This is a genomic window from Ferdinandcohnia sp. QZ13, from assembly GCF_031324165.1.
Taxonomy (GTDB): Bacteria; Bacillota; Bacilli; order Bacillales; family Bacillaceae_L; genus Ferdinandcohnia.
Genome location: NZ_JAVIVW010000001.1, coordinates 2,335,572 through 2,355,368, shown reverse-complemented (window position 1 = coordinate 2,355,368; position 19,797 = coordinate 2,335,572). Strand labels below are relative to the sequence as shown.

Here is a 19,797-nt window from a genome sequence, read left to right as displayed (position 1 = left end):
TTAGTTTTCATGAATAGATATTAGATTATTAGATTCATATTGCAAATTTAATCTAAAAATATGAATAATTATACATTGTTAATTTGGATTTTGAAAATTCAATCTGTTCAGTAAAAGATATTATGTTACGATTAATTAGTGTTTTTTGTGATGTGCAGTTATTATCGAAAAATAGGAATTATCATGAAATTGTATATAGCTGCATAAGGATAGAAAAAAACAAAGAAGAGGGGTGAAAGTGTGGAATATGGTTTAACAGGTGCCACCTGGTTTTGGTTGTTCGTGCCAATGCTTTCGTTAATCGTATTATCAGCAATCACATTATTTACTGACAAAGGAGAGGATGTCTAAACATGGATATTAATCCACAAACGTTAACAGCCATTATTATTTATCTTGTAGGGATGTTAGTCATTGGTATTCTGGCCGCAAGAATGACAAAAAATCTAACAGACTATGTACTAGGAGGAAGACGACTAGGTGCTGGAGTTGCTGCATTAAGTGCTGGATCGTCTGATATGAGTAGTTGGCTCATGCTTGGTTTGCCTGGTGCATTGTATGCTAGTGGAATGGGTGAAATTTGGCTTGCCGTTGGTTTGTCGATAGGTGCTTACTTGAACTGGCAATTTATTGCGAAGCCATTCCGAGTGTATACAGAGGTATCAAAGGACTCGATTACGGTACCCGATTATTTTGAGAACCGATTCCGTGACAATTCAAAGCTTCTACGTGTTATTTCCGCGGTTGTTATCTTAGTGTTTTTTACCTTCTATACTTCTGCAAGTCTTGTCGGTGGAGCCATTCTTTTAGAAAGCTCATTTAAGATGGACTATGAACTCGCCTTATGGGTTGGAGCCGGTGTTATCCTTTCCTATACATTCTTTGGTGGTTTCTTAGCTGCAAGCTGGACCGATTTTGTTCAAGGGATCTTGATGTTCTTAGCATTAATCATCATTCCGATTGTCACTATCTTTGAATTAGGTGGATGGGGAGAGACAGTAAATAAGATTGGGGCCATTGATCCAGGTTATTTAGATGTCATGTCTGGAGCGACGACATTAGGGATTATTTCACTGTTAGCATGGGGCCTAGGTTATTTTGGGCAGCCACATATTATTGTTCGATTTATGGGGATTAAGTCCACAAAAGAAATTCCGAAAGCTCGTTTTATCGGGATGACATGGATGGTCTTATCATTATTTGGTGCAATCTTTATTGGTTTTACAGGTATTGCGTACTTTGCTGATACCCCACTAGATAATGCAGAGACGGTATTCATCGTATTTTCGCAAGTATTATTTAACCCATGGGTGGCTGGATTCTTATTAGCTGCGATTCTTGCAGCGATCATGAGTACAGTTGATTCTCAATTGCTTGTTTCTTCAAGTGCCCTGACACAGGACTTCTATAAAGCGATCTTTAAAAAGAATGCGGGTCCAAAAGAAGAAATGTGGGTAGGTAGAATTGCTGTTCTTGTGATTGCCGTAGTTGCTATTTTCCTAGGTTATGATCGTGATAGTAAGATATTAGATTTGGTGGGTTATGCATGGGCAGGATTTGGAGCTGCATTTGGTCCTGTTATCATTCTCTCCCTATTCTGGAAACGGATGAATCGTTGGGGAGCGTTAGCCGGAATGATCGTAGGAGCAGTTACAGTCGTTGTCTGGAGTATTCTTTCTACACCTAAATTGAATGAGGCTGGAGAGGTTATAAAAGAAGCCGTCATTCAATTTAGCTTGTATGAAATCGTTCCAGGTTTCCTACTTGCCCTAGTTTCGATTATCGTCGTCAGCTTAGTTACAAAAGCACCGTCCCAAGAAATCCAAGATGAATTTGACGAGGTAAAAGAAAAACTGAAAAACGCATAGACTAAGTTGAAAATCCCTCATAGTATTATGAGGGATTTTTGAGTTATGGTTGAAAGATGAACGAGGACTGATGTATAAGACAGTCTGGCGAGGAAATTAAGGTCGTGAGTCAAAATGTGGGGTTAAATTGGATAGTACCACGAGAAAAGTGAGGTAGCGAGTCAAAATGTGAGTCTGATTTGGACAGTCTGGCGAAAAAATCAAGGTTATGAGTCCAATATCGAAATTGATTTTGAAACGACGAGCGAGAAATCCCTGACATGAGTCCAAATACGAGGATAATTCGGACACCCTTAGTTCGAAAACCTACACGAGAGCTCAAATGCAAGAGAGAAAAGACGTTATTAGAAATGTAACCCACATAAATTAATGCCGTTACTCATTATCTACAAACAAGTAACGGCATTTCTATAACGATATTAGATCCCTAATCCTTCAAGGTATTCATTTACTTGCTCAGGAGTTTTCGCATTTGCACTATGTAAGTGGCCAAGCTTTTCTCCACCTTTATAATAAAGGAGACTTGGGATTCCCATGACATTATATTTTTCAGCGATTTCAGGGAACTCGTCCTTGTCCATGCTGTACCAAGGAACACTGTTGTGCGTTTCAAGAATCTCACCAATGAACGCTTCTAGGCGTCGGCAATCCGGACACCAAGTTGTATCGAATTTTATAATGGCCCCTTCAGATTGAATAATCTCATTAAACTGTTCGACAGAAGTAATTCTTTCCATTTCTATCCCTCCACATCCAATAATTGCAATCTTACTATAACAAATTCCAGATCGAAAAGAAAAATAATTTGCCCGACCCAATTTTTCGCGTTGGTTCTTTTCGAATTCGGGAAGAATGAGGGAGGAAATGTTGCCGAACGCCAGTAATTTTTGATATTATCAGTATATTGTATGGACGGTGGAGGTGAAGGGAAATGTCGAGGATTTCGATTGAAGAAGTAAAACATGTTGCAAACTTAGCACGTTTAGCTGTAACGGAAGATGAAGCAAAGATGTTCCAACAGCAGCTGGATGGGATTATTTCGTTTGCTGAGCAATTAAATGAATTAGATACAGAACATGTGGAGCCAACTTCACATGTTCTGTCTGTGAAAAATGTGATGCGTGAAGATGTCGCAAAAGAAGGATTACCAGTTGAAGAAGTATTAAAAAATGCACCAGATGCAAAGGACGGACAATTCCGCGTACCTGCGATCATTGAATAAAGGGGGGAGAAAGGTTGTCACTTTTTGATCATAAAGTCTCAGAATTACATTCACTTTTACATAAAAAAGAAATTTCAGTATCGGACCTTGTAGACGAATCATTTAAGCGAATCAATACGGTTGATGATAAGGTACAAGCTTTTTTAACATTAAATGAAGAAAATGCAAGAGGATATGCAAAGCAATTAGATGAAGCAGTTGGAAACAGCGACGAGTTGGGGCTATTATTTGGTATGCCAATCGGTGTAAAAGACAATATCGTCACAAAAGGCCTTCGTACCACGGCAGCAAGTAAAATTCTCGAAAACTTTGATCCTATTTATGATGCAACAGCTGTACAAAAGCTTCAGAAGGCTCAAACGGTTACGGTTGGTAAGCTGAACATGGACGAATTTGCAATGGGTTCATCAAATGAAAACTCTAGCTTCAAGGCAACAAAAAACCCATGGGATCTCGAACGTGTTCCAGGTGGTTCTAGTGGTGGTTCGGCAGCAGCTGTTGCAGCAGGAGAAGTCTTATTCTCACTTGGTTCCGATACAGGTGGTTCCATTCGTCAACCTGCAGCATTCTGTGGTGTGGTTGGTTTAAAACCTACATACGGAAGAGTATCACGTTTTGGCTTAATCGCGTTTGCGTCGTCATTAGACCAAATTGGTCCGCTTACTCGCACAGTTGAGGACAATGCATATCTTTTACAGGCGATTTCTGGAGTGGATCCGATGGATTCGACTTCTGCTAATGTGGACGTGCCAAACTATGTAGCTGCACTCACTGGTGATGTAAAGGGCCTAAAAATCGCAGTGCCAAAGGAATATCTTGGTGAGGGTGTAACTGAGGAAGTTCGTCAATCTGTTCTGGATGCCTTAAAAGTTCTTGAAGGACTTGGTGCGACATGGGAAGAAGTTTCCCTTCCGCATTCTAAATATGCACTTGCTACTTATTACTTACTATCATCATCAGAGGCATCTGCAAACCTTGCGCGTTTTGACGGGGTTCGTTATGGATACCGCACAGACAATGCCGAAAATCTGATTGAAATGTACAAGCAAACAAGAAGCGAAGGCTTTGGGGACGAGGTAAAACGTCGTATCATGCTTGGAACGTTTGCGCTCAGCTCAGGGTATTATGATGCTTACTATAAAAAAGCGCAGAAAGTTCGGACATTAATCAAGAAGGACTTTGAAGATGTATTTGAAAAATACGATGTGATCATTGGACCTACCACACCAACACCAGCATTTAAGATTGGTGAAAACATGGATGACCCACTTACTATGTATGCCAATGATATCCTCACCATCCCGGTGAACCTAGCGGGTGTACCAGGAATATCAGTTCCATGTGGTTTTTCAAATGGATTACCACTAGGACTCCAAATTATAGGAAAGCATTTTGATGAAAGCACCATTTATCGAGTTGCAGATGCATTCGAAAAAGCAACCGATCATCATAAACAAAAACCACAACTGTAAGGGGGGAAAACAAAAATGAAGTTTGAAACAGTTATCGGGTTGGAGGTTCACGTCGAACTTAAAACCGAATCAAAAATATTTTCAAGCGCGCCAAACGAATTCGGGGCTGCTCCTAATACATTAACGAGTGTCGTTGAATTAGGATACCCAGGTGTTCTTCCAGTCATTAATAAAAAAGCTGTTGAGTGGGCAATGAAGGCTGCCATGGCTTTAAACTGTGAGATTAATCAGGATACAAAATTTGACCGTAAAAACTATTTTTATCCGGATAATCCAAAGGCCTACCAAATTTCTCAATTTGATAAGCCAATCGGTGAGCATGGCTGGATTGAAATTGAAGTGAATGGTGAAAAGAAAAAGATAGGGATTACTCGTCTTCACCTAGAAGAAGATGCCGGAAAACTAACTCACTCAGGTCGAGGCTATTCATTGGTCGATTTGAACCGTCAAGGAACACCGTTGATTGAAATCGTATCAGAGCCAGACATTCGTACGCCTGAAGAAGCATATGCTTATTTGGAAAAATTAAAATCGATCATCCAATATACAGGTGTGTCTGACTGTAAAATGGAGGAAGGCTCACTCCGTTGTGATGCCAACATCTCATTGCGTCCTGTCGGTCAAAAAGAGTTTGGAACAAAGACAGAGTTAAAGAACCTAAACTCATTCGCATTTGTTAAAAATGGTCTTGAGTATGAGGAAATTCGCCAAGCAGAAGTATTATCTGCAGGTGGCGTGATTGAGCAGGAAACACGCCGATATGATGAATCGTCAAAATCAACTATTTTAATGCGTGTTAAGGAAGGCTCTGATGATTACCGTTACTTCCCTGAACCGGACTTAGTGGAACTATATATTGACGATGAATGGATGGAAAGAGTTCGTGCTGAAATTCCTGAGCTTCCAGACGCTCGTAAAAAACGTTATATCGAAGAACTTGGTCTGCCGGAATATGATGCAGCTGTACTTACTGTTACGAAAGAAACTTCAGATTTCTTTGAAGAAACAGTTGCGAACGGTGCAGATGCAAAGCAAGCATCCAATTGGATTATGGGTGAGGTTTCTGGTTACCTAAATGCAGAGCAAAAGGAACTACATGAAATTGCCTTAACTCCAGCGAGTCTTGCGGGCATGATCAAGCTAATCGAGAACGGAACGATTTCTTCTAAGATTGCGAAAACGGTCTTTAAAGAATTAATTGAAAAAGGCGGAGATGCCGAAGCGATCGTGAAGGAAAAAGGACTCGTTCAGATTTCGGATGAAGGTGCGCTAACAAAGATCATCGTTGAGGTTATCGCAAACAACCCACAATCTGTTGATGATTATAAGAGCGGAAAAGGAAAAGCAATCGGCTTCCTAGTCGGTCAAGTTATGAAACAAACAAAAGGACAAGCTAACCCACAATTGGTTAACAAAATCCTTGTTGAAGAAATGAATAAGCTGTAATTGAAAAAAAGGGACCTACAAAAGAGTAAGCCATTCTCTTTTGAGGTACCCGCATACTAAAAAGTGAATATAAAAACAACTATAATAGCAGTGTGTTTCTCAAATGAAATCGCACTGCTTTTAGCACGTTTAAAGGGTGATTATGTTAAGATTATTATTTGAACGGCTCTCCTTCACTTTAATACAAGGATAAAAGAAATACTGAATAAAATTATATTTTAATGATTAGGGTATACAGTTATTAGGAGGATATGATGGCTTTAAAATATAAATGCTTAATCTTAGACCACGACGACACCGCAGTAAAAAGTACACCAGAAATACATTACCCATCATTTATCGAAGCACTTAAAAATCTAAGACCGAATGAGAGGACTATTACCCTTAAAGAATTTGTTGGATATTGTTTCAATCCGGGTTTTACTTCTTTATGTAAAGACATCATTAAATTTACTGATGAAGAACTTCAACATCAACAAGAAGTATGGAAAAAATATACCGAATCAACGGTACCAGACTTTTATGAGATGTTTACAGAAACAATTCAAGAATTTAAAAAACAAGGCGGAATTGTGACGGTTGTTTCCCATTCTGAAAGAAGTCGAATCGAAAGAGATTATTCTATCCATTGTGGATTTTTGCCAGATGCAATCTTTGGTTGGGAACTTCCTGAACACCAGAGAAAACCGCATTCTTACCCAATAAAGGAAATTTTGAAGCGTTTTAATCTTCAAGAAAGTGAAGCACTAATGTTAGATGACCTAAAACCTGGGCTGGAGATGGCGAAAAGTTGTAATGTAGATTTTGCGGCTGCCGGATGGTCTCACAGTATTCCTGAAATCAAGGAGCAGATGAAAAGGGAGTCTAAATATTACTTTGAAACAGTAGCGCAATTCAGTCATTTGATATTGTGTAAATAAATCTTAAAAACGGGTGCTTGTGTTGAATATGAATTTTGAAACGACAGTTATTCTGTCGTTTTTTAGTTATGGAATTAACATACAAATTCGCACTGTAAATAACAGAAGCATAATTTTTATTATGCTTCTGTTATTTTAGCTGCGATTTACGCTGTTAATTATTGTCCTAAATCAATGGAAGCCTTATTATAACAATAAAAAAGCATGCGAATTCGTATACTGAATGCATTGCTTTATATAGTGAGTTTATATGTTCTATTTGCCCAGCGGGTACTCCAAAAGAGAACGGCTTAACAAAAGAGTGGGTCTCTTTTTATTATTGATTTTAATGGTTAAAAAACTTATGATATCAAAAAGGTTAATTTTGGAAAGGGAGAGAAAAGAATGAACCCAATGCTTATAGAGTTTCCAGAAGAATTTACCACTGAAAGACTAATTATTCGAATGCCGAAACCAGGAGACGGGAAAGTTGTACATGATGCCATTAAGGCTTCAATAAATGAGCTTAAACCGTGGATGCCATTCGCTCAAAAAGAGCATTCGGAACAGGATGTTGAATCGAATATTAGAGAATCACATATATCCTTTTTAAAAAGAGAGGATTTAAGATTACTAGTATTTTTAAAAGAAACAGGGGAATTCATTGCATCTTCTGGATTACATAGGATTGATTGGGCTGTCCCTAAGTTTGAAATTGGATACTGGATTGATAGTCGTTTTAGTGGAAATGGATACATGACAGAAGCGGTTAAGGGTATTGCTGATTTTGCTTTCAATGAGTTGAATGCAAGAAGAGTTGAAATAAGGTGCGATGAAACAAATAGGAAGAGTAGAGCAATTCCGCAAAAGTTAGGCTTTACATTGGAAGCGATATTAAAAAATGACGATGTGTCTCCTGAAACAAATGAACTAAGAAATACATGTATCTATGCAAAAATAGTGTAGTAACTTTATATATACGGTAGCACAAAGGCATTGCTGACTAGCAATGCCTTTCATCACTTACATATAATCCTCAACTAATTCATAGCATCTTACTTCTGTAAGATCCGCTAGTACAGCTACATATTCTAAATGTTCCTGAGTGCCGCCCTTGTATTTTTGAGATGCTTGTAATGCATTATCATCTCTATATTTTATCCAATCACGTTGCTCATTTCTCAATTGATCCATCTCTTCTGCTGAAAGTTGCCCTTTTAGGATTCCATAAACTTCATTCAACAATTCATCCCAAGCTTCCCATCGATCGTTTTCCACTTTTTTTAAAGCGAAGGTTGAAGTATCTGTTGCTTCCATTGCATCAGTTTCTTTTTTAGTATCATTTAATTTTTTGAGATACTCATCCTTCAAGCTGGCAGTCGCACTTGAAGATGGTTTTGCTTTTTTTTCGGGTGCAATAATTGATGTATCTCCTTTTTCGTTTGCATCATTTTTGCTTGTATCAATGGGGTCTTTTTCGGTGTTGTCAGTCTTTGAGGTAGTTTCTGTTGAAGCCGCATTAGAAGTATTGTCATTTTTGTTTTGAGATGTCTGCTTATCTTGAGATGGTTTGTCTAACTCGGTACTTGATTTCTCAGATGAGTCTTGACAAGCCACCAAAAAAATCACAAAAACTACCGTCAGTATTGTGATTACGTTTTTTCTATTATTATTCATTATATGGCTCTCCTCCTGTGATGAAAATCTCCAGCTCATACATATTTTAACATAATAACTTATTATTACCTTATTAATTTGTCACTTTTTGTTTGAATATGGCAGTTATGGAGGAGATGTGTGTACAAATTAACAAAATGACATTATATGAAACCTTCTAAGGGTGCTATTCGTAAATGAGGTATATGATTTTTATACCAAGGGGGAAATGATAATGGAAGATGGTTATCTGTTTTATGTAATCGGTGGCGTTCTTCTTCTTTATGTATTAGTGATGATTCCGATTCAGTACCGAAACATAGCTGCAACGAAGGAAGAATTCAAGAAAACGAAAAAAACACATAATGAAACGTACGAAGACATGTCCTTTGAAGAACAGCAATTACAATTCAATCTTCAAGGAAGCCCTATAAATTTACCATCAACCTTGATCGCAGCCTTAATTTATAAAATCGTTCATCGAAATAAATAATTTGTTTTGCAGACCTTCTTTCTAGAGGGTCTTTTTTATGCTTAAAAACTTTTTAAATATTTTTTCGAAAAACTGTAGGGTATAGTAGGTGTAAGTTCGTCTATATGGGTAGACAGAAGAGAAAGGGGGAGAGTGCGATTCAAGATGAGGTTTTGATTGAGAAGGCAAAAGCAGGCGATGAGCATGCCTTTCGCTTACTCATTGAAAAATATAAGAATTTAGTATTCAAGGCCATTTATCCGGTTCTTCGTCATGAAAAGGATGCAGAGGATGCGGCACAGGAAGTATTTCTTAAAATCTATTATGCACTCCCCCAATACAGTGCACAGGGCTTTAAAGCATGGATCACCCGTATTTCAGTAAACCATGCCATTGATGTGAAACGGAAGAAACAGAGGCAAAATGAATTGATTTTAGAGCCAGATGATCTTCCAGTACTCTCTTCGTCGGAGGAAAGTGTCGTTATTCCACTTTTACGAAAAGAACAACGAGAACTGGTCAAAAACCGGTTACACGATATGCCTGCGAATTATCGCGAGGTGATCGAAGCCTATTACATAGCGGAAAAAAGCTATAAACAAATCGCTATTGAACAGCAGCTTGAGGTGAAAACAGTTGAAATGAAGCTGTATCGAGCCCGAAATTGGATGAAGAAACATTGGAAGGAGGATGATTTTTAAATGAGGCATTTCAGCAAGGAAGAGTGGTTGTTGTATATAAAGGATCAACTAGAAGAACCAAAGCGGGAAGAACTCGAAAATCACCTATTTTCCTGTGACCAATGTTTAGAAATCTATATGGAGTTAATAGAAGACCAAGCTGAGGAGATACCTAATCTTGAAAATGATCGCTTTACAGATGAGGTGGTCACAAAGCTTCCGGTAAGAAAAGGAAAACAAAAAGAGTCGTTTTTACGAAGTCCGATTTTTCATTATGGAATTGCCGCAGTTGTTACTTTAACCTTGATGTCCACCGGGGTATTCCAGAGTATGGCAGGAATTATCGGTATTGTTGAAACATCTAATTTTTCAGAGCAAAAACAATCTGTTTCAAATCATTTAATGGAAAAAGCATTATCGCTGTTTGACATAATCGAAACGAATCATGAGGAGGGAGAAAAATGAGTTATAATCCAGTGCTGGCATTTTTTCTATCATTTATTCCAGGTGTTGGCCATTTATATGTGAATCGAAAAGTAAGAGGGTTTCTCTATGGAGCAGGAACGGTTGGCTCAATTTTAATAGGAATCTTCGGAACGTTTATGGTAGGGTATGAGGAGCCATTTTTAGTTGGACTGATATTTGCATTTTTTGTAGGAGTAATCAATGTGCTCGATATGATTATTTTCCTATTGCGAAATAACAAGCATAATCAACATCAGCAAGTGATCCAAACAGAAGAAGGGCAAGTCGTTTCAGTTCGAACTGATGACTCAGATCGTTTCTATACGATTATCCTTTCATTTATCCCAGGATTGGGGCATTTTCAGCTAGGCTTGATTAACCGTGGTTTAACTTTTCTAATTGGTTTTTTTGGGTTAGGAACGATGGTTGTATTTATTTCGGTATTTACGGATCAAGGGGCATTCATGGTGTTTCTTGGTATTCTCCCAGTTATTTGGGTATATAACATGTTTGATGCAGTTCAGCTTGTGAGTAAAAAACAGCGTGGAGAAGAATTGGTCGATAAGACAATTTTAGAGGATTTTGAAGAAACAAGACGGGAGCAAGGACGTAAAAGCAAAACGCTTGCAACGGTTCTTGCAATATTCCCAGGGGCTGGGCACTTGTATCTGGGCTTACAAAAACGGGGAATACAGCTGATGGCGGCCTTTTTATTCGCCATTTATATTTTAGATGTACTTCGCTTATCCTTATTCCTGTTTTTAATCCCAATCATTTGGTTTTATAGCTTCTTCGATGCCCTTCAGAAGGTGTCAAAGCATGGTGAAGAGGAGCTTGAGGATGTTCCCGTGGTCTCCTACATTGTAAACCATCAAAAATGGGTTGGATTTGGGCTTATAGCATTAGGACTTTACTATTTGCTTGTTAATGTAGTATTACCAACGGTTGGCCCCATGGTTGCGAAAGTATTTCATTTTGATATCCAATACTTTTACTACACATACTTCCAGGGCACAATCATCTGCATCCTCTTAATCGGTGGTGGCTTGAAGCTCATGGTAGGCAGTAAAAAACGGAAGGAGAATGCGTAATGAGAAAATGGCGTGTTGGTTCTGTGTCAATGGGATTGTCTTTGATTTTACTAGGTGTTCTCCTTTTTGTATCACAAATAAAGGGAATGCCAATGATGGAGCCACTGCTTATATGGTGGCCAATCATACTAATCGTCTTAGGAATTGAGATTGTCGTATATCTCTTTTTGTCAAAACAGGAAAATCCAATTGTAAAATATGATTTTTTAAGTATTATGTTCGTAGGGATTATTGGAACGATTGGGATCGGATTTACTCTGTTGTCATCAGTAGGTTTGGTTGATAAGGTTGAAGGTGTGATTGGGGCAGAGCACCGTTCAATGGATTTGCCAGTTGTGGGGGAAAAGTTATCAGGTGACATCAAACGAGTTGTCCTTGAAACGAATGGGGTAACTAGTAAAATTGAAAGCTCCACCAAAAATGAATTACATGTGTTTGGAGTTTACCAGGCAACGGTTCACCCAAAAGCTGATCCGATCATTTCGGAAACAAGTGATTATATATTTACGAAAGCTGTTGGTGACACAATGTACGTGACCTTGAAGGAGCCAGCTGACCAGGCAGGGCCATTTTCTACATACACGACAATGGAGCCAACGATTATTGTGCCTAGTTCAATACATCTAGAGGTTCGTGGACAACATAACCATGTTTCACTCTATCCTGGTTCACTTGAAAATAACTGGGTTGTAGATGGAGTGTCAAATGTATCGGTTCATGTAAGTGAAAAAAGTAACATTCTCTTATCTGCGATTTCTAAAAATGAGCTAGATAACGGAAATATGGCATGGGATAACATCGATACAACGGAACGAGGCGACATTGACGAAGTTTATGAGGAAAGCACGACAGAAAAATTGTACAGAGGCACAAAAAAGCTTGGGGAAGGAACCTATAAGTTATCCATTTTTAATAGTGACCTGGTAACTGTGAACCTTGTTGAAAAAATGTAGTAATGAAGGAAAGTGTGCGTTTTGGTTTTGGGCAAGCGCATTTTTAAATAAGGCTGTTTTCGCAAACTATGTTGTTTTTGATATAGCCATTAATAAGTATTATTAGACACTAAAGTGACCCCTCTAATGATTGGAGCGTATGGCACGAGATCCTCGAAAATGCACGCATTTTCTTCGTGCGATGTAGTTTCAAGGAAGCCTATTCAATGTCCTGCGGGAATAGCGAGCCAAGCGAGACCCCACAGTGAGGCATTAATGTTCGAAGCCTAAGAGCGCCACGTCCTGTGGCAACGGCTTCGTGACCTACATCATGTAGGCCTGAGGAGGCTTGCGGATCGCCGCGGAAAGCGAGTGCCAGAAGCGGAAATCACCCTTGTTTACCTATAAACTTAAGTTAAAAACAATTTATTAGAAACGAGCTTAAATAAAAAAATTGGGCAAGCTGGGCAACCTATTTATGAATATGATGAATAAGAAATAACTGTGAAAAAATGGATTTTTTTGCTAGTGTCAAAATTGATTAAATCGATTGGATAGGCTATCATGTAACATAGATGATTGACTATCTTATTTAGGATGATGAGAATGAAGAGGGCACGTATTATATATAACCCAACCTCAGGAAGAGAGTTGTTCAAACGACATTTGCCTGAGGTATTAGAGAAATTAGAAAGAGCAGGATTTGAAACCTCATGCCATGCGACAACTGGAGCCGGGGATGCAACCAATGCTGCACGAATCGCAGTTGAAAGGAAGTATGACCTTGTTATAGCTGCCGGTGGAGATGGGACGATCAATGAAGTTGTTAATGGTCTGGCCGAACAGGAATACCGTCCAACTCTAGGGATTATTCCAGTTGGTACAACTAACGACTTTGCCCGTGCAATTGGGGTGCCTCGAAATATTGAGGGTGCTTGTGATGTAATTATAGAAGGAAACTCTGTTCCGATTGATATAGGTCGGATCAATGATAAATATTTTATCAATATTGCCGGCGGAGGAAGGTTAACCGAGTTAACCTATGAGGTGCCAAGTAAGCTGAAAACGATGCTAGGACAGCTTGCGTATTATTTAAAAGGGATGGAGATGCTTCCGTCTATACGTCCAACCGAGGTTAGCATTGAGTATGATGGAAAGCTGTATGAGGGCGAGATCATGTTATTCCTCGTTTCCTTAACCAATTCTGTTGGAGGTTTTGAAAAGCTAGCACCAGATTCATCGCTCAATGATGGATTGTTTGATTTGTTAATTTTAAAAAAGGCAAACTTAGCGGATTTCATCAAGGTGGCGACGCTTGCGATACGCGGAGAGCATATCAATGACCCGCATGTGATTTACACAAAAGCAAATCGCGTTAAGGTAAACCCAACAGAAAAAATGCAGATCAATCTTGATGGAGAATATGGTGGCTTACTGCCTGGCGAATTTGTGAATTTGTATCAGCATATTAATGTGTTGGTTTCGAAGGAAAAAGCGGAGAAAATGGATAAAGAGTAAGTAGAGAAAAATCTGGCCTTAGGTCAGGTTTTTTTGCTTTTTACCAAGCAATATTGATAAGGGAAAAAGAAGGTTATAATAGAGTTTATTAATTTGTAGCCTGTATAGGAGGTTTCCATAATAATATTTACATAGGTTGTAGTATTCAATTGCGATAATAATTGGTTCGTTTATTTATGGTCCAATTGTTTTAATAGGGCTGATAATTTGTGTTCCTTTTCTTATCTTTGTTTTACTTATTAAGGCTAAAGTGTATCCTGTAATGAAAGAAAATTACTTAAATGGGGTATCTGCTAGAAGATAACGAAGCGGTTGGCACAACTACCCTCCAGTATGTTACAATCAGTTCAGCATTTTGAACGCAAAGGAAGAATACATAATGACAAAACTGAAACCACCAGTTGAAAAAAATACATATTATGATGTCACATTTGAGGATCTTACTCATGATGGGGCGGGCGTGGCGAAAATTGAGGGTTTTCCGATTTTTGTACCAAATGGCCTTCCTGACGAGAAAGCGAAAATCAAAGTCATCAAGGTGCAGAAAAACTATGGCTTTGGTCGGCTAATTGAGCTCTATGAGAAAAGCAAATTTCGAATCGATGCCCCTTGTCCGATATATAAAGAATGCGGAGGTTGTCAACTCCAGCATTTAAGCTATGAGGGTCAGTTGGTGGCAAAACACAAACAGGTCCAGCAAGTATTGACTCGAATTGGAAAGCTCCAAAATATCAACGTTCATCCAGTTCTTGGAATGGAAAATCCTTGGCGTTATCGGAATAAGGCACAGGTTCCTGTCGCAGACAGAGAAGGTGGACTTGTAGCAGGATTTTACCAACAGCGAAGCCATGAAATTATTGATATGGAAGCATGCCTTATCCAACAAGAAAAGAACGATTTAGTTGTGCAAACCGTAAAAACAATCTTGGAGAAGTATGGAATTCAAGCCTATGATGAAAAAAACAACAAGGGTACACTTCGCCATATCATGGCACGCTATGGTCTTGTCTCAGGTGAAATAATGGTCGTTCTGATCACGCGAACGAAGGATCTCCCACATAAAAATAACATCATCTCGGATATTACTACTGAGTTACCTGGAGTTAGATCAATCGTGCAAAATATAAACCCCAAACAGACGAATGTGATATTTGGTAATGAAACAAATGTCCTTTGGGGCGAAGAGTATATTTACGATAATATTGGTGATATCAAATTTGCCATTTCTGCTCGGTCTTTTTATCAAGTTAATCCGGAGCAAACAAAAGTTCTTTATGATAAAGCATTGGAATATGCGGAGTTAACGGGTAAAGAAACTGTTATTGATGCCTATTGTGGGATAGGGACAATCTCGTTGTTTCTAGCTCAAAAAGCCAAAAAGGTATACGGTGTCGAAATTGTTCCAGAAGCGATTGAGGATGCGAAGCGTAACGCTGCACTAAATAATATTCATAATGCAGAATTTGCAGTTGGAGAAGCTGAGGTTGTCATCCCGAACTGGTATAAGGATGGGGTTAAAGCGGATGTGATCGTCGTTGACCCCCCACGTAAGGGCTGTGATGCTGCATTATTACAAACCATTTTAAAAATGAAACCACGGAAAGTCGTGTATGTTTCCTGTAACCCAGCAACACTTGCAAGGGACCTACGGATACTAGAAGACGGTGGATATGAAACGACTGAAGTACAACCAGTGGATATGTTCCCACACACGGTTCACTGCGAAGCAGTAGCCAAATTAGTTTTAAAATAACAAAATTGTAGGGTGGGGAAAGTCTCGTCCTAGAAGAGTAACGATGAAATACTGGAGGAGTGGTAGAATTGGCCAATTTGAAATTAAAGTCTAAAATCCTTGAAATTGTAGATAACCAAATCCAAATAAATGATCCAAAGATTACAAAAGAAACGATGGAACGGTTAATGGATATGGGTTACTCCGATATAGAATCTAAAGAAATGATAGGCAGGGTACTTGTTGAAGAAATGTACGATATCCTAAAAAATCAAGTTCCGTTTAATGAAAAACGTTATTCCGATAAATTAAATATGCTTCCGTAGCATATACAACCCGATAAATTTCTAAAAATAATCTGTACTAATCGGCCTTTTTTGCAAAAACATATTTTCAAACAAACATTTGTTTAACGGTTTTTTCCAGTTAAATTAATGACTTGCAAATTCAATCAAACGTTTGTTTGAATTAAAATAGTCGTGACGAGGAGTCCCAAATGCTTGCTGTACTAGTCTGCTTTATAAGGTTTAAGGGAAGAAGATATGAAGAGAAAAGGCTTGTATCGTAAGGGATACAGGCCTTTTTTATATGCCTGTGACAAACATAAAGAAGATTTATTACTGTTGATGGCTAAGCTATTTTTCGTTTCAATATAAAACTACCCATGGACAAGCTTATCTGATTATTATTCGATATACCCTCTTATTAACGCCAACTTTGATGCCTAATAATTTTCACATTTTACATAGAATTAAGCGCCTATGTACGGGAATTATAGTATCAAAAGGAGGTTACATAACATGGAATCAACTGCTTATAAAGGTACAAATAAAATGATTATCGGAATTGTGTTTGGTGTTATTACATTCTGGCTATTTGCCCAAGCAATGGTGAATGTAGTCCCTGCTGTACAAAAAGATTTAGGGATTTCACTAGGAACGTTGAATATTGCCATCAGTTTGTCGGCTTTATTCTCAGGCATGTTTATCGTTGCTGCCGGTGGCCTTGCTGACAAAGTAGGCCGTAAAAAGATCGCCAATATTGGGTTTGTTTTGAGTATAATTGGTTCACTTTGTCTAGTGATAACTCAAGGTTCTGCACTGCTCATTATTGGACGTGTGATTATAGGTCTATCAGCTGCATGTATTATGCCATCCACCATCGCATTAATGAAGGCTTATTTCGAGGGGGCAGAACGTCAACGAGCATTAAGCTATTGGTCAATCGGTTCTTGGGGAGGTTCGGGCGTTGCTTCATTTGCCGGTGGTGCAATTGCCACATCACTAGGGTGGAGATGGATTTTCGTTTTCTCCATTATCTTTGCGGTTGTTGGGATGTTTTTACTAAAGGATACACCAGAAAGTAAGCAACCATCCTCAGGTAAGTTTAAATTTGATTACACGGGATTAGCTATTTTTATCGTGACGATGATTGCCTTGAATATATTTATTACGTATGGATCAGATTTAGGATGGGCAAGCCCGGTTTCATTACTTCTTGTAGCTGTAACGATTATAGGTCTGCTTGTTTTCATTAAGGTAGAAAAGAGCAAAGATATTGTCCTTATTGACTTTGCTGTGTTTAAAAATGCGCCGTATACGGGTGCCACAGTCTCGAATTTTTTACTAAATGCTATTGCGGGTACCTTAGTCGTGGCAAACACGTATGTACAAGTAGGACGAGGTTTCAGTTCATTCCAATCCGGAATGTTGTCATTAGGCTATTTAGTTACTGTGCTTGCCATGATTCGTGTCGGTGAGAAAATATTACAAAAAGTAGGCGCAAAAAAGCCGATGATTTGGGGTGCGCTCATTACCACGGTTGGTGTAGGGTTAATGGGCTTAACATTTTTACCTGGCTTTTCTTATACAATTGCTGTTTTTATTGGGTTTGCTTTATTTGGACTCGGACTTGGTATTTATGCAACCCCATCAACAGATACATCGGTATCAAATGCCCCGGCTGATAAAGTTGGCGAAGCAGCTGGTGTTTATAAAATGGCAAGTTCGCTAGGTAGTGCATTTGGTGTTGCAATTTCTACAGCAGCTTACGCGGCAATAGCAGCAAAAGGCAACCTTGAATGGGCAGCTACAGTAGGTATCATTGTTAATGTGATTTTTGGTATCCTATCAATTATCTCGATAATGGTTATGGTTCCAAAAGATGCAGGTAAAACTGCCAAAGAGGTAAAACCAAATCTAACTTCTAAAAAAACAACAACTCACGAGCCTGTTCCAGAATAGGTAGTGAAAAGGAGTATAGGACAATGAAAGATCAATTAATGGAAATGTTAGAGTCACGTAAGGATGAAATGATTGAAATTCGCAGACATCTTCATGAAAATCCTGAATTATCCTTCAAAGAAGAAAAAACAGCCCAATATATCCTTGACTTTTATAAAGGGAAGGACGTAGAAATTCAGTCCAATGTTGGAAATGGCTATGGAATTGTTGTAACAATAAAAGGTGGAAAGTCAGGGAAAAACATTGGTCTACGTGCAGATTTTGATGCACTTCCTATTGTTGAGGAAGCGGATGTACCTTTTAAATCAAAAAATGAAGGTGTCATGCATGCATGTGGTCATGATGGTCATACAGCATACTTATTAGTACTAGCGGATTGCTTAATTCAATTAAAGGATGAAATACCAGGCACCATCAAAATTATTCACCAACACGCGGAAGAAGTTCCACCAGGTGGGGCAAAAAGTATTGTAGAATCTGGCATACTGGATGATCTGGATCATGTATTCGGAATTCATTTGCTTCCACTAGGTCCTGCAGGGTTGGTTGGGTATCACGCAGGATTTTCTTTCAATGGTAGGGCTTATATGAAATTAAAAGTTCAAGGTAGAGGTGGACATGGTTCATCACCACATCTAGCGAATGATGCAATTGTGGCAGGTGCCCATTTTGTAACAGCGGCTCAAACGATTATTAGTCGTCGTTTAAGTCCATTTGAAAATGGTGTTATTACGATCGGCTCATTTGATGGAAAAGGAACCTTTAATGTCATTAAGGACAGCGTAGAGCTGGAAGGCGACATTCGTTATATGACAGATGAAACAAAGGAAAAAATTGAACATGAAATTAAACGTCTTGCAAAGGGGCTAGAGGAAGAATTTGGGGTAACATGTGAGCTTACCTATGAAAATGATTACCCGCCTCTATACAATGATCCTGAAATATCTGAAAAAGTCGCAGAGTATCTAAAAAATGCAAATGACAAAGATATTAAAGAAGTGAAAGAATTCCCGCCGATGGCACCATCTGAAGATTTTGCTTATTATGCAAAAAAATTCCCTTCATGTTTCTTCTACATTGCATGTACACCAAAGGGTGAAAAGGATCCATACTTCAATCATCATCCTAAGTTTGATATTGATGAAGATGCACTCCTTGTTGCAGCAAAAGCAGTGGGACATGTTGTTTGTGGATTTTACGAGCTAAGCTAAAAACAATCTGTACTAATCCGTCATTTTCGGGAAAACCCATTTTCAAACAATCGTTTGTTTAATGGGTTTTCTTAAGTTTTTCAACGGTTTAGAAAATCAATCAAGCGCTTGTTTAAATAAAATGAGTAGTACCAAGTAGGATGGAATTCGTGCTGTACTAGTCATAAAGTGACGATAAATTGTCAATTCCAAGCCAACTCATTCTCTTTTTGAAAAACTTGTTCTATAATGAGGTGGGGTGAAAGGTATGGCTCGTGAGCGTAAATTTACAACAGAGGAATTATTTCAGATAACCGAGGAATTGCTTCTGGCACATCATTATGAAGGGTTCCAGTTTAGTTTGGTGGCGGATCAATTACAGGTTTCTCGTGGAGCCATCTATAAATATTTTGAGAACAAGGAAGAATTAATCACGGAATATATGCTTTTTAAAATGGAGCAATTTCTTCATGAGCTAAAAGAAATCAATACAATCGAAGGGTTCAATGCTCAATTTAATTTTCTTCTGAATCTCATGTTTAAAAATCCGGAGCTTCATCAAATAATAGAAATTGGTAAACGTGTTCCGGTCCATACAAACGCAAAAGTGAAAGAAAATATACTGAGACTCGAGGGTTACCATCTTCAGATGTACCAATATGTTCAGGGCTTCATTGAGGCGGGGAAGTACGAAAACTTACTCAACACAAAGATACCGGAACCTTTGATATTAGGATACATTTTTCAATCAGTCGCCATACCGAATCATTTTGGCATTCCACATGAGGTGTGGGTTGAATCGATTAAGCAAATGATTTGTCATGGAATTTACAAAGATTTTTAATTGACACAGATGTCACTTATAAAAGATAATAATGGTGACAACAGTGTCATTTTTTTTGCTTAAAGTG

General features: G+C 38.5%; 19 protein-coding genes. 17 read left to right on the top strand and 2 right to left on the bottom strand.

What is annotated here, in order from left to right; genetic code table 11:
• The first annotated feature begins 353 nt into the window (after positions 1–353).
• Positions 354–1,868 carry a sodium/proline symporter PutP gene (putP, locus tag RGU12_RS11465; protein WP_309536213.1) on the top strand — a complete coding sequence of 505 codons (1,515 nt, stop codon included), beginning with the start codon at positions 354–356 and terminating at the stop codon, positions 1,866–1,868.
• 419 nt (positions 1,869–2,287) lie between these two features.
• Here the strand turns inward: putP and RGU12_RS11460 are convergent, their stop codons facing one another.
• On the bottom strand, positions 2,288–2,605 hold the full coding sequence (locus RGU12_RS11460; RefSeq protein ID WP_116354628.1) for a thioredoxin family protein: 318 nt from the start codon (positions 2,603–2,605) through the stop codon (positions 2,288–2,290).
• Between the two features lie 194 nt (positions 2,606–2,799).
• Between RGU12_RS11460 and gatC the strand changes: the two genes are divergently transcribed.
• The 5 genes from gatC (at position 2,800) to RGU12_RS11435 (ending at position 7,873) form a co-directional block, all read left to right on the top strand.
• A complete protein-coding gene (gene gatC, locus RGU12_RS11455; RefSeq protein ID WP_309536212.1) occupies positions 2,800–3,090 on the top strand; it encodes an Asp-tRNA(Asn)/Glu-tRNA(Gln) amidotransferase subunit GatC in 291 nt (96 codons plus the stop codon).
• A 14-nt stretch (positions 3,091–3,104) separates the two neighbouring features.
• A complete protein-coding gene (gene gatA, locus RGU12_RS11450; protein WP_309536211.1) occupies positions 3,105–4,562 on the top strand; it encodes an Asp-tRNA(Asn)/Glu-tRNA(Gln) amidotransferase subunit GatA in 1,458 nt (485 codons plus the stop codon).
• A gap of 15 nt (positions 4,563–4,577) precedes the next feature.
• Positions 4,578–6,008: an Asp-tRNA(Asn)/Glu-tRNA(Gln) amidotransferase subunit GatB gene (gene gatB, locus RGU12_RS11445; RefSeq protein WP_309536210.1), complete on the top strand. Its 1,431-nt coding sequence runs from the start codon at positions 4,578–4,580 to the stop codon at positions 6,006–6,008.
• A gap of 254 nt (positions 6,009–6,262) precedes the next feature.
• Positions 6,263–6,928: an HAD family hydrolase gene (locus RGU12_RS11440; protein ID WP_309536209.1), complete on the top strand. Its 666-nt coding sequence runs from the start codon at positions 6,263–6,265 to the stop codon at positions 6,926–6,928.
• 384 nt (positions 6,929–7,312) lie between these two features.
• Positions 7,313–7,873: a GNAT family N-acetyltransferase gene (locus RGU12_RS11435; RefSeq protein ID WP_309536208.1), complete on the top strand. Its 561-nt coding sequence runs from the start codon at positions 7,313–7,315 to the stop codon at positions 7,871–7,873.
• A 57-nt stretch (positions 7,874–7,930) separates the two neighbouring features.
• On the opposite strand, the gene RGU12_RS11430 is transcribed toward RGU12_RS11435, so the two are convergent.
• Positions 7,931–8,584, bottom strand: a complete 654-nt coding sequence (locus RGU12_RS11430) for a lysozyme inhibitor LprI family protein (RefSeq protein ID WP_309536207.1) — start codon at positions 8,582–8,584, stop codon at positions 7,931–7,933.
• A gap of 214 nt (positions 8,585–8,798) precedes the next feature.
• Here RGU12_RS11430 and RGU12_RS11425 point away from each other — a divergent pair, with 214 nt between their 5' ends.
• The 11 genes from RGU12_RS11425 to RGU12_RS11375 all read left to right on the top strand — a co-directional run bounded on the left by RGU12_RS11425 (position 8,799) and on the right by RGU12_RS11375 (position 19,730).
• Positions 8,799–9,056 carry a DUF3949 domain-containing protein gene (locus tag RGU12_RS11425; RefSeq protein WP_309536206.1) on the top strand — a complete coding sequence of 86 codons (258 nt, stop codon included), beginning with the start codon at positions 8,799–8,801 and terminating at the stop codon, positions 9,054–9,056.
• Positions 9,057–9,160: 104 nt separating this feature from the next.
• The gene (locus RGU12_RS11420) at positions 9,161–9,736 is read left to right on the top strand and encodes a sigma-70 family RNA polymerase sigma factor (RefSeq protein ID WP_309536205.1); all 576 of its coding nucleotides are present in this window, start codon (positions 9,161–9,163) and stop codon (positions 9,734–9,736) included.
• Positions 9,737–10,180: an anti-sigma factor family protein gene (locus tag RGU12_RS11415; protein ID WP_309536204.1), complete on the top strand. Its 444-nt coding sequence runs from the start codon at positions 9,737–9,739 to the stop codon at positions 10,178–10,180. It begins immediately after the preceding gene.
• A complete protein-coding gene (locus RGU12_RS11410) occupies positions 10,177–11,271 on the top strand; it encodes a hypothetical protein (RefSeq protein WP_309536203.1) in 1,095 nt (364 codons plus the stop codon). Before RGU12_RS11415 ends, RGU12_RS11410 begins: the two co-directional genes overlap by 4 nt.
• Positions 11,271–12,224: a hypothetical protein gene (locus tag RGU12_RS11405; protein ID WP_309536202.1), complete on the top strand. Its 954-nt coding sequence runs from the start codon at positions 11,271–11,273 to the stop codon at positions 12,222–12,224. Before RGU12_RS11410 ends, RGU12_RS11405 begins: the two co-directional genes overlap by 1 nt.
• A gap of 585 nt (positions 12,225–12,809) precedes the next feature.
• On the top strand, positions 12,810–13,721 hold the full coding sequence (locus tag RGU12_RS11400; protein ID WP_309536201.1) for a diacylglycerol kinase: 912 nt from the start codon (positions 12,810–12,812) through the stop codon (positions 13,719–13,721).
• Positions 13,722–14,100: 379 nt separating this feature from the next.
• Positions 14,101–15,474, top strand: coding sequence for a 23S rRNA (uracil(1939)-C(5))-methyltransferase RlmD (gene rlmD, locus RGU12_RS11395; protein ID WP_309536200.1), 1,374 nt, complete (start codon positions 14,101–14,103; stop codon positions 15,472–15,474).
• A 68-nt stretch (positions 15,475–15,542) separates the two neighbouring features.
• Positions 15,543–15,779: a hypothetical protein gene (locus tag RGU12_RS11390; RefSeq protein WP_116354641.1), complete on the top strand. Its 237-nt coding sequence runs from the start codon at positions 15,543–15,545 to the stop codon at positions 15,777–15,779.
• Between the two features lie 474 nt (positions 15,780–16,253).
• Positions 16,254–17,696, top strand: coding sequence for an MFS transporter (locus RGU12_RS11385; protein ID WP_309536199.1), 1,443 nt, complete (start codon positions 16,254–16,256; stop codon positions 17,694–17,696).
• 23 nt (positions 17,697–17,719) lie between these two features.
• Positions 17,720–18,907, top strand: coding sequence for an amidohydrolase (locus RGU12_RS11380; RefSeq protein ID WP_309536198.1), 1,188 nt, complete (start codon positions 17,720–17,722; stop codon positions 18,905–18,907).
• Between the two features lie 247 nt (positions 18,908–19,154).
• The gene (locus tag RGU12_RS11375; RefSeq protein WP_309536197.1) at positions 19,155–19,730 is read left to right on the top strand and encodes a TetR/AcrR family transcriptional regulator; all 576 of its coding nucleotides are present in this window, start codon (positions 19,155–19,157) and stop codon (positions 19,728–19,730) included.
• Positions 19,731–19,797 lie beyond the last annotated feature (67 nt).

Coding starts and splice junctions, on each gene's coding strand:
- putP (WP_309536213.1), top strand. CDS start 354: ATGGATATTAATCCACAAACGTTAACAGCCATTATTATTTATCTTGTA.
- RGU12_RS11460 (WP_116354628.1), bottom strand. CDS start 2,605: ATGGAAAGAATTACTTCTGTCGAACAGTTTAATGAGATTATTCAATCT.
- gatC (WP_309536212.1), top strand. CDS start 2,800: ATGTCGAGGATTTCGATTGAAGAAGTAAAACATGTTGCAAACTTAGCA.
- gatB (WP_309536210.1), top strand. CDS start 4,578: ATGAAGTTTGAAACAGTTATCGGGTTGGAGGTTCACGTCGAACTTAAA.
- RGU12_RS11440 (WP_309536209.1), top strand. CDS start 6,263: ATGGCTTTAAAATATAAATGCTTAATCTTAGACCACGACGACACCGCA.
- RGU12_RS11435 (WP_309536208.1), top strand. CDS start 7,313: ATGAACCCAATGCTTATAGAGTTTCCAGAAGAATTTACCACTGAAAGA.
- RGU12_RS11430 (WP_309536207.1), bottom strand. CDS start 8,584: ATGAATAATAATAGAAAAAACGTAATCACAATACTGACGGTAGTTTTT.
- RGU12_RS11425 (WP_309536206.1), top strand. CDS start 8,799: ATGGAAGATGGTTATCTGTTTTATGTAATCGGTGGCGTTCTTCTTCTT.
- RGU12_RS11420 (WP_309536205.1), top strand. CDS start 9,161: ATGGGTAGACAGAAGAGAAAGGGGGAGAGTGCGATTCAAGATGAGGTT.
- RGU12_RS11415 (WP_309536204.1), top strand. CDS start 9,737: ATGAGGCATTTCAGCAAGGAAGAGTGGTTGTTGTATATAAAGGATCAA.
- RGU12_RS11410 (WP_309536203.1), top strand. CDS start 10,177: ATGAGTTATAATCCAGTGCTGGCATTTTTTCTATCATTTATTCCAGGT.
- RGU12_RS11405 (WP_309536202.1), top strand. CDS start 11,271: ATGAGAAAATGGCGTGTTGGTTCTGTGTCAATGGGATTGTCTTTGATT.
- RGU12_RS11400 (WP_309536201.1), top strand. CDS start 12,810: ATGAAGAGGGCACGTATTATATATAACCCAACCTCAGGAAGAGAGTTG.
- rlmD (WP_309536200.1), top strand. CDS start 14,101: ATGACAAAACTGAAACCACCAGTTGAAAAAAATACATATTATGATGTC.
- RGU12_RS11385 (WP_309536199.1), top strand. CDS start 16,254: ATGGAATCAACTGCTTATAAAGGTACAAATAAAATGATTATCGGAATT.
- RGU12_RS11380 (WP_309536198.1), top strand. CDS start 17,720: ATGAAAGATCAATTAATGGAAATGTTAGAGTCACGTAAGGATGAAATG.
- RGU12_RS11375 (WP_309536197.1), top strand. CDS start 19,155: ATGGCTCGTGAGCGTAAATTTACAACAGAGGAATTATTTCAGATAACC.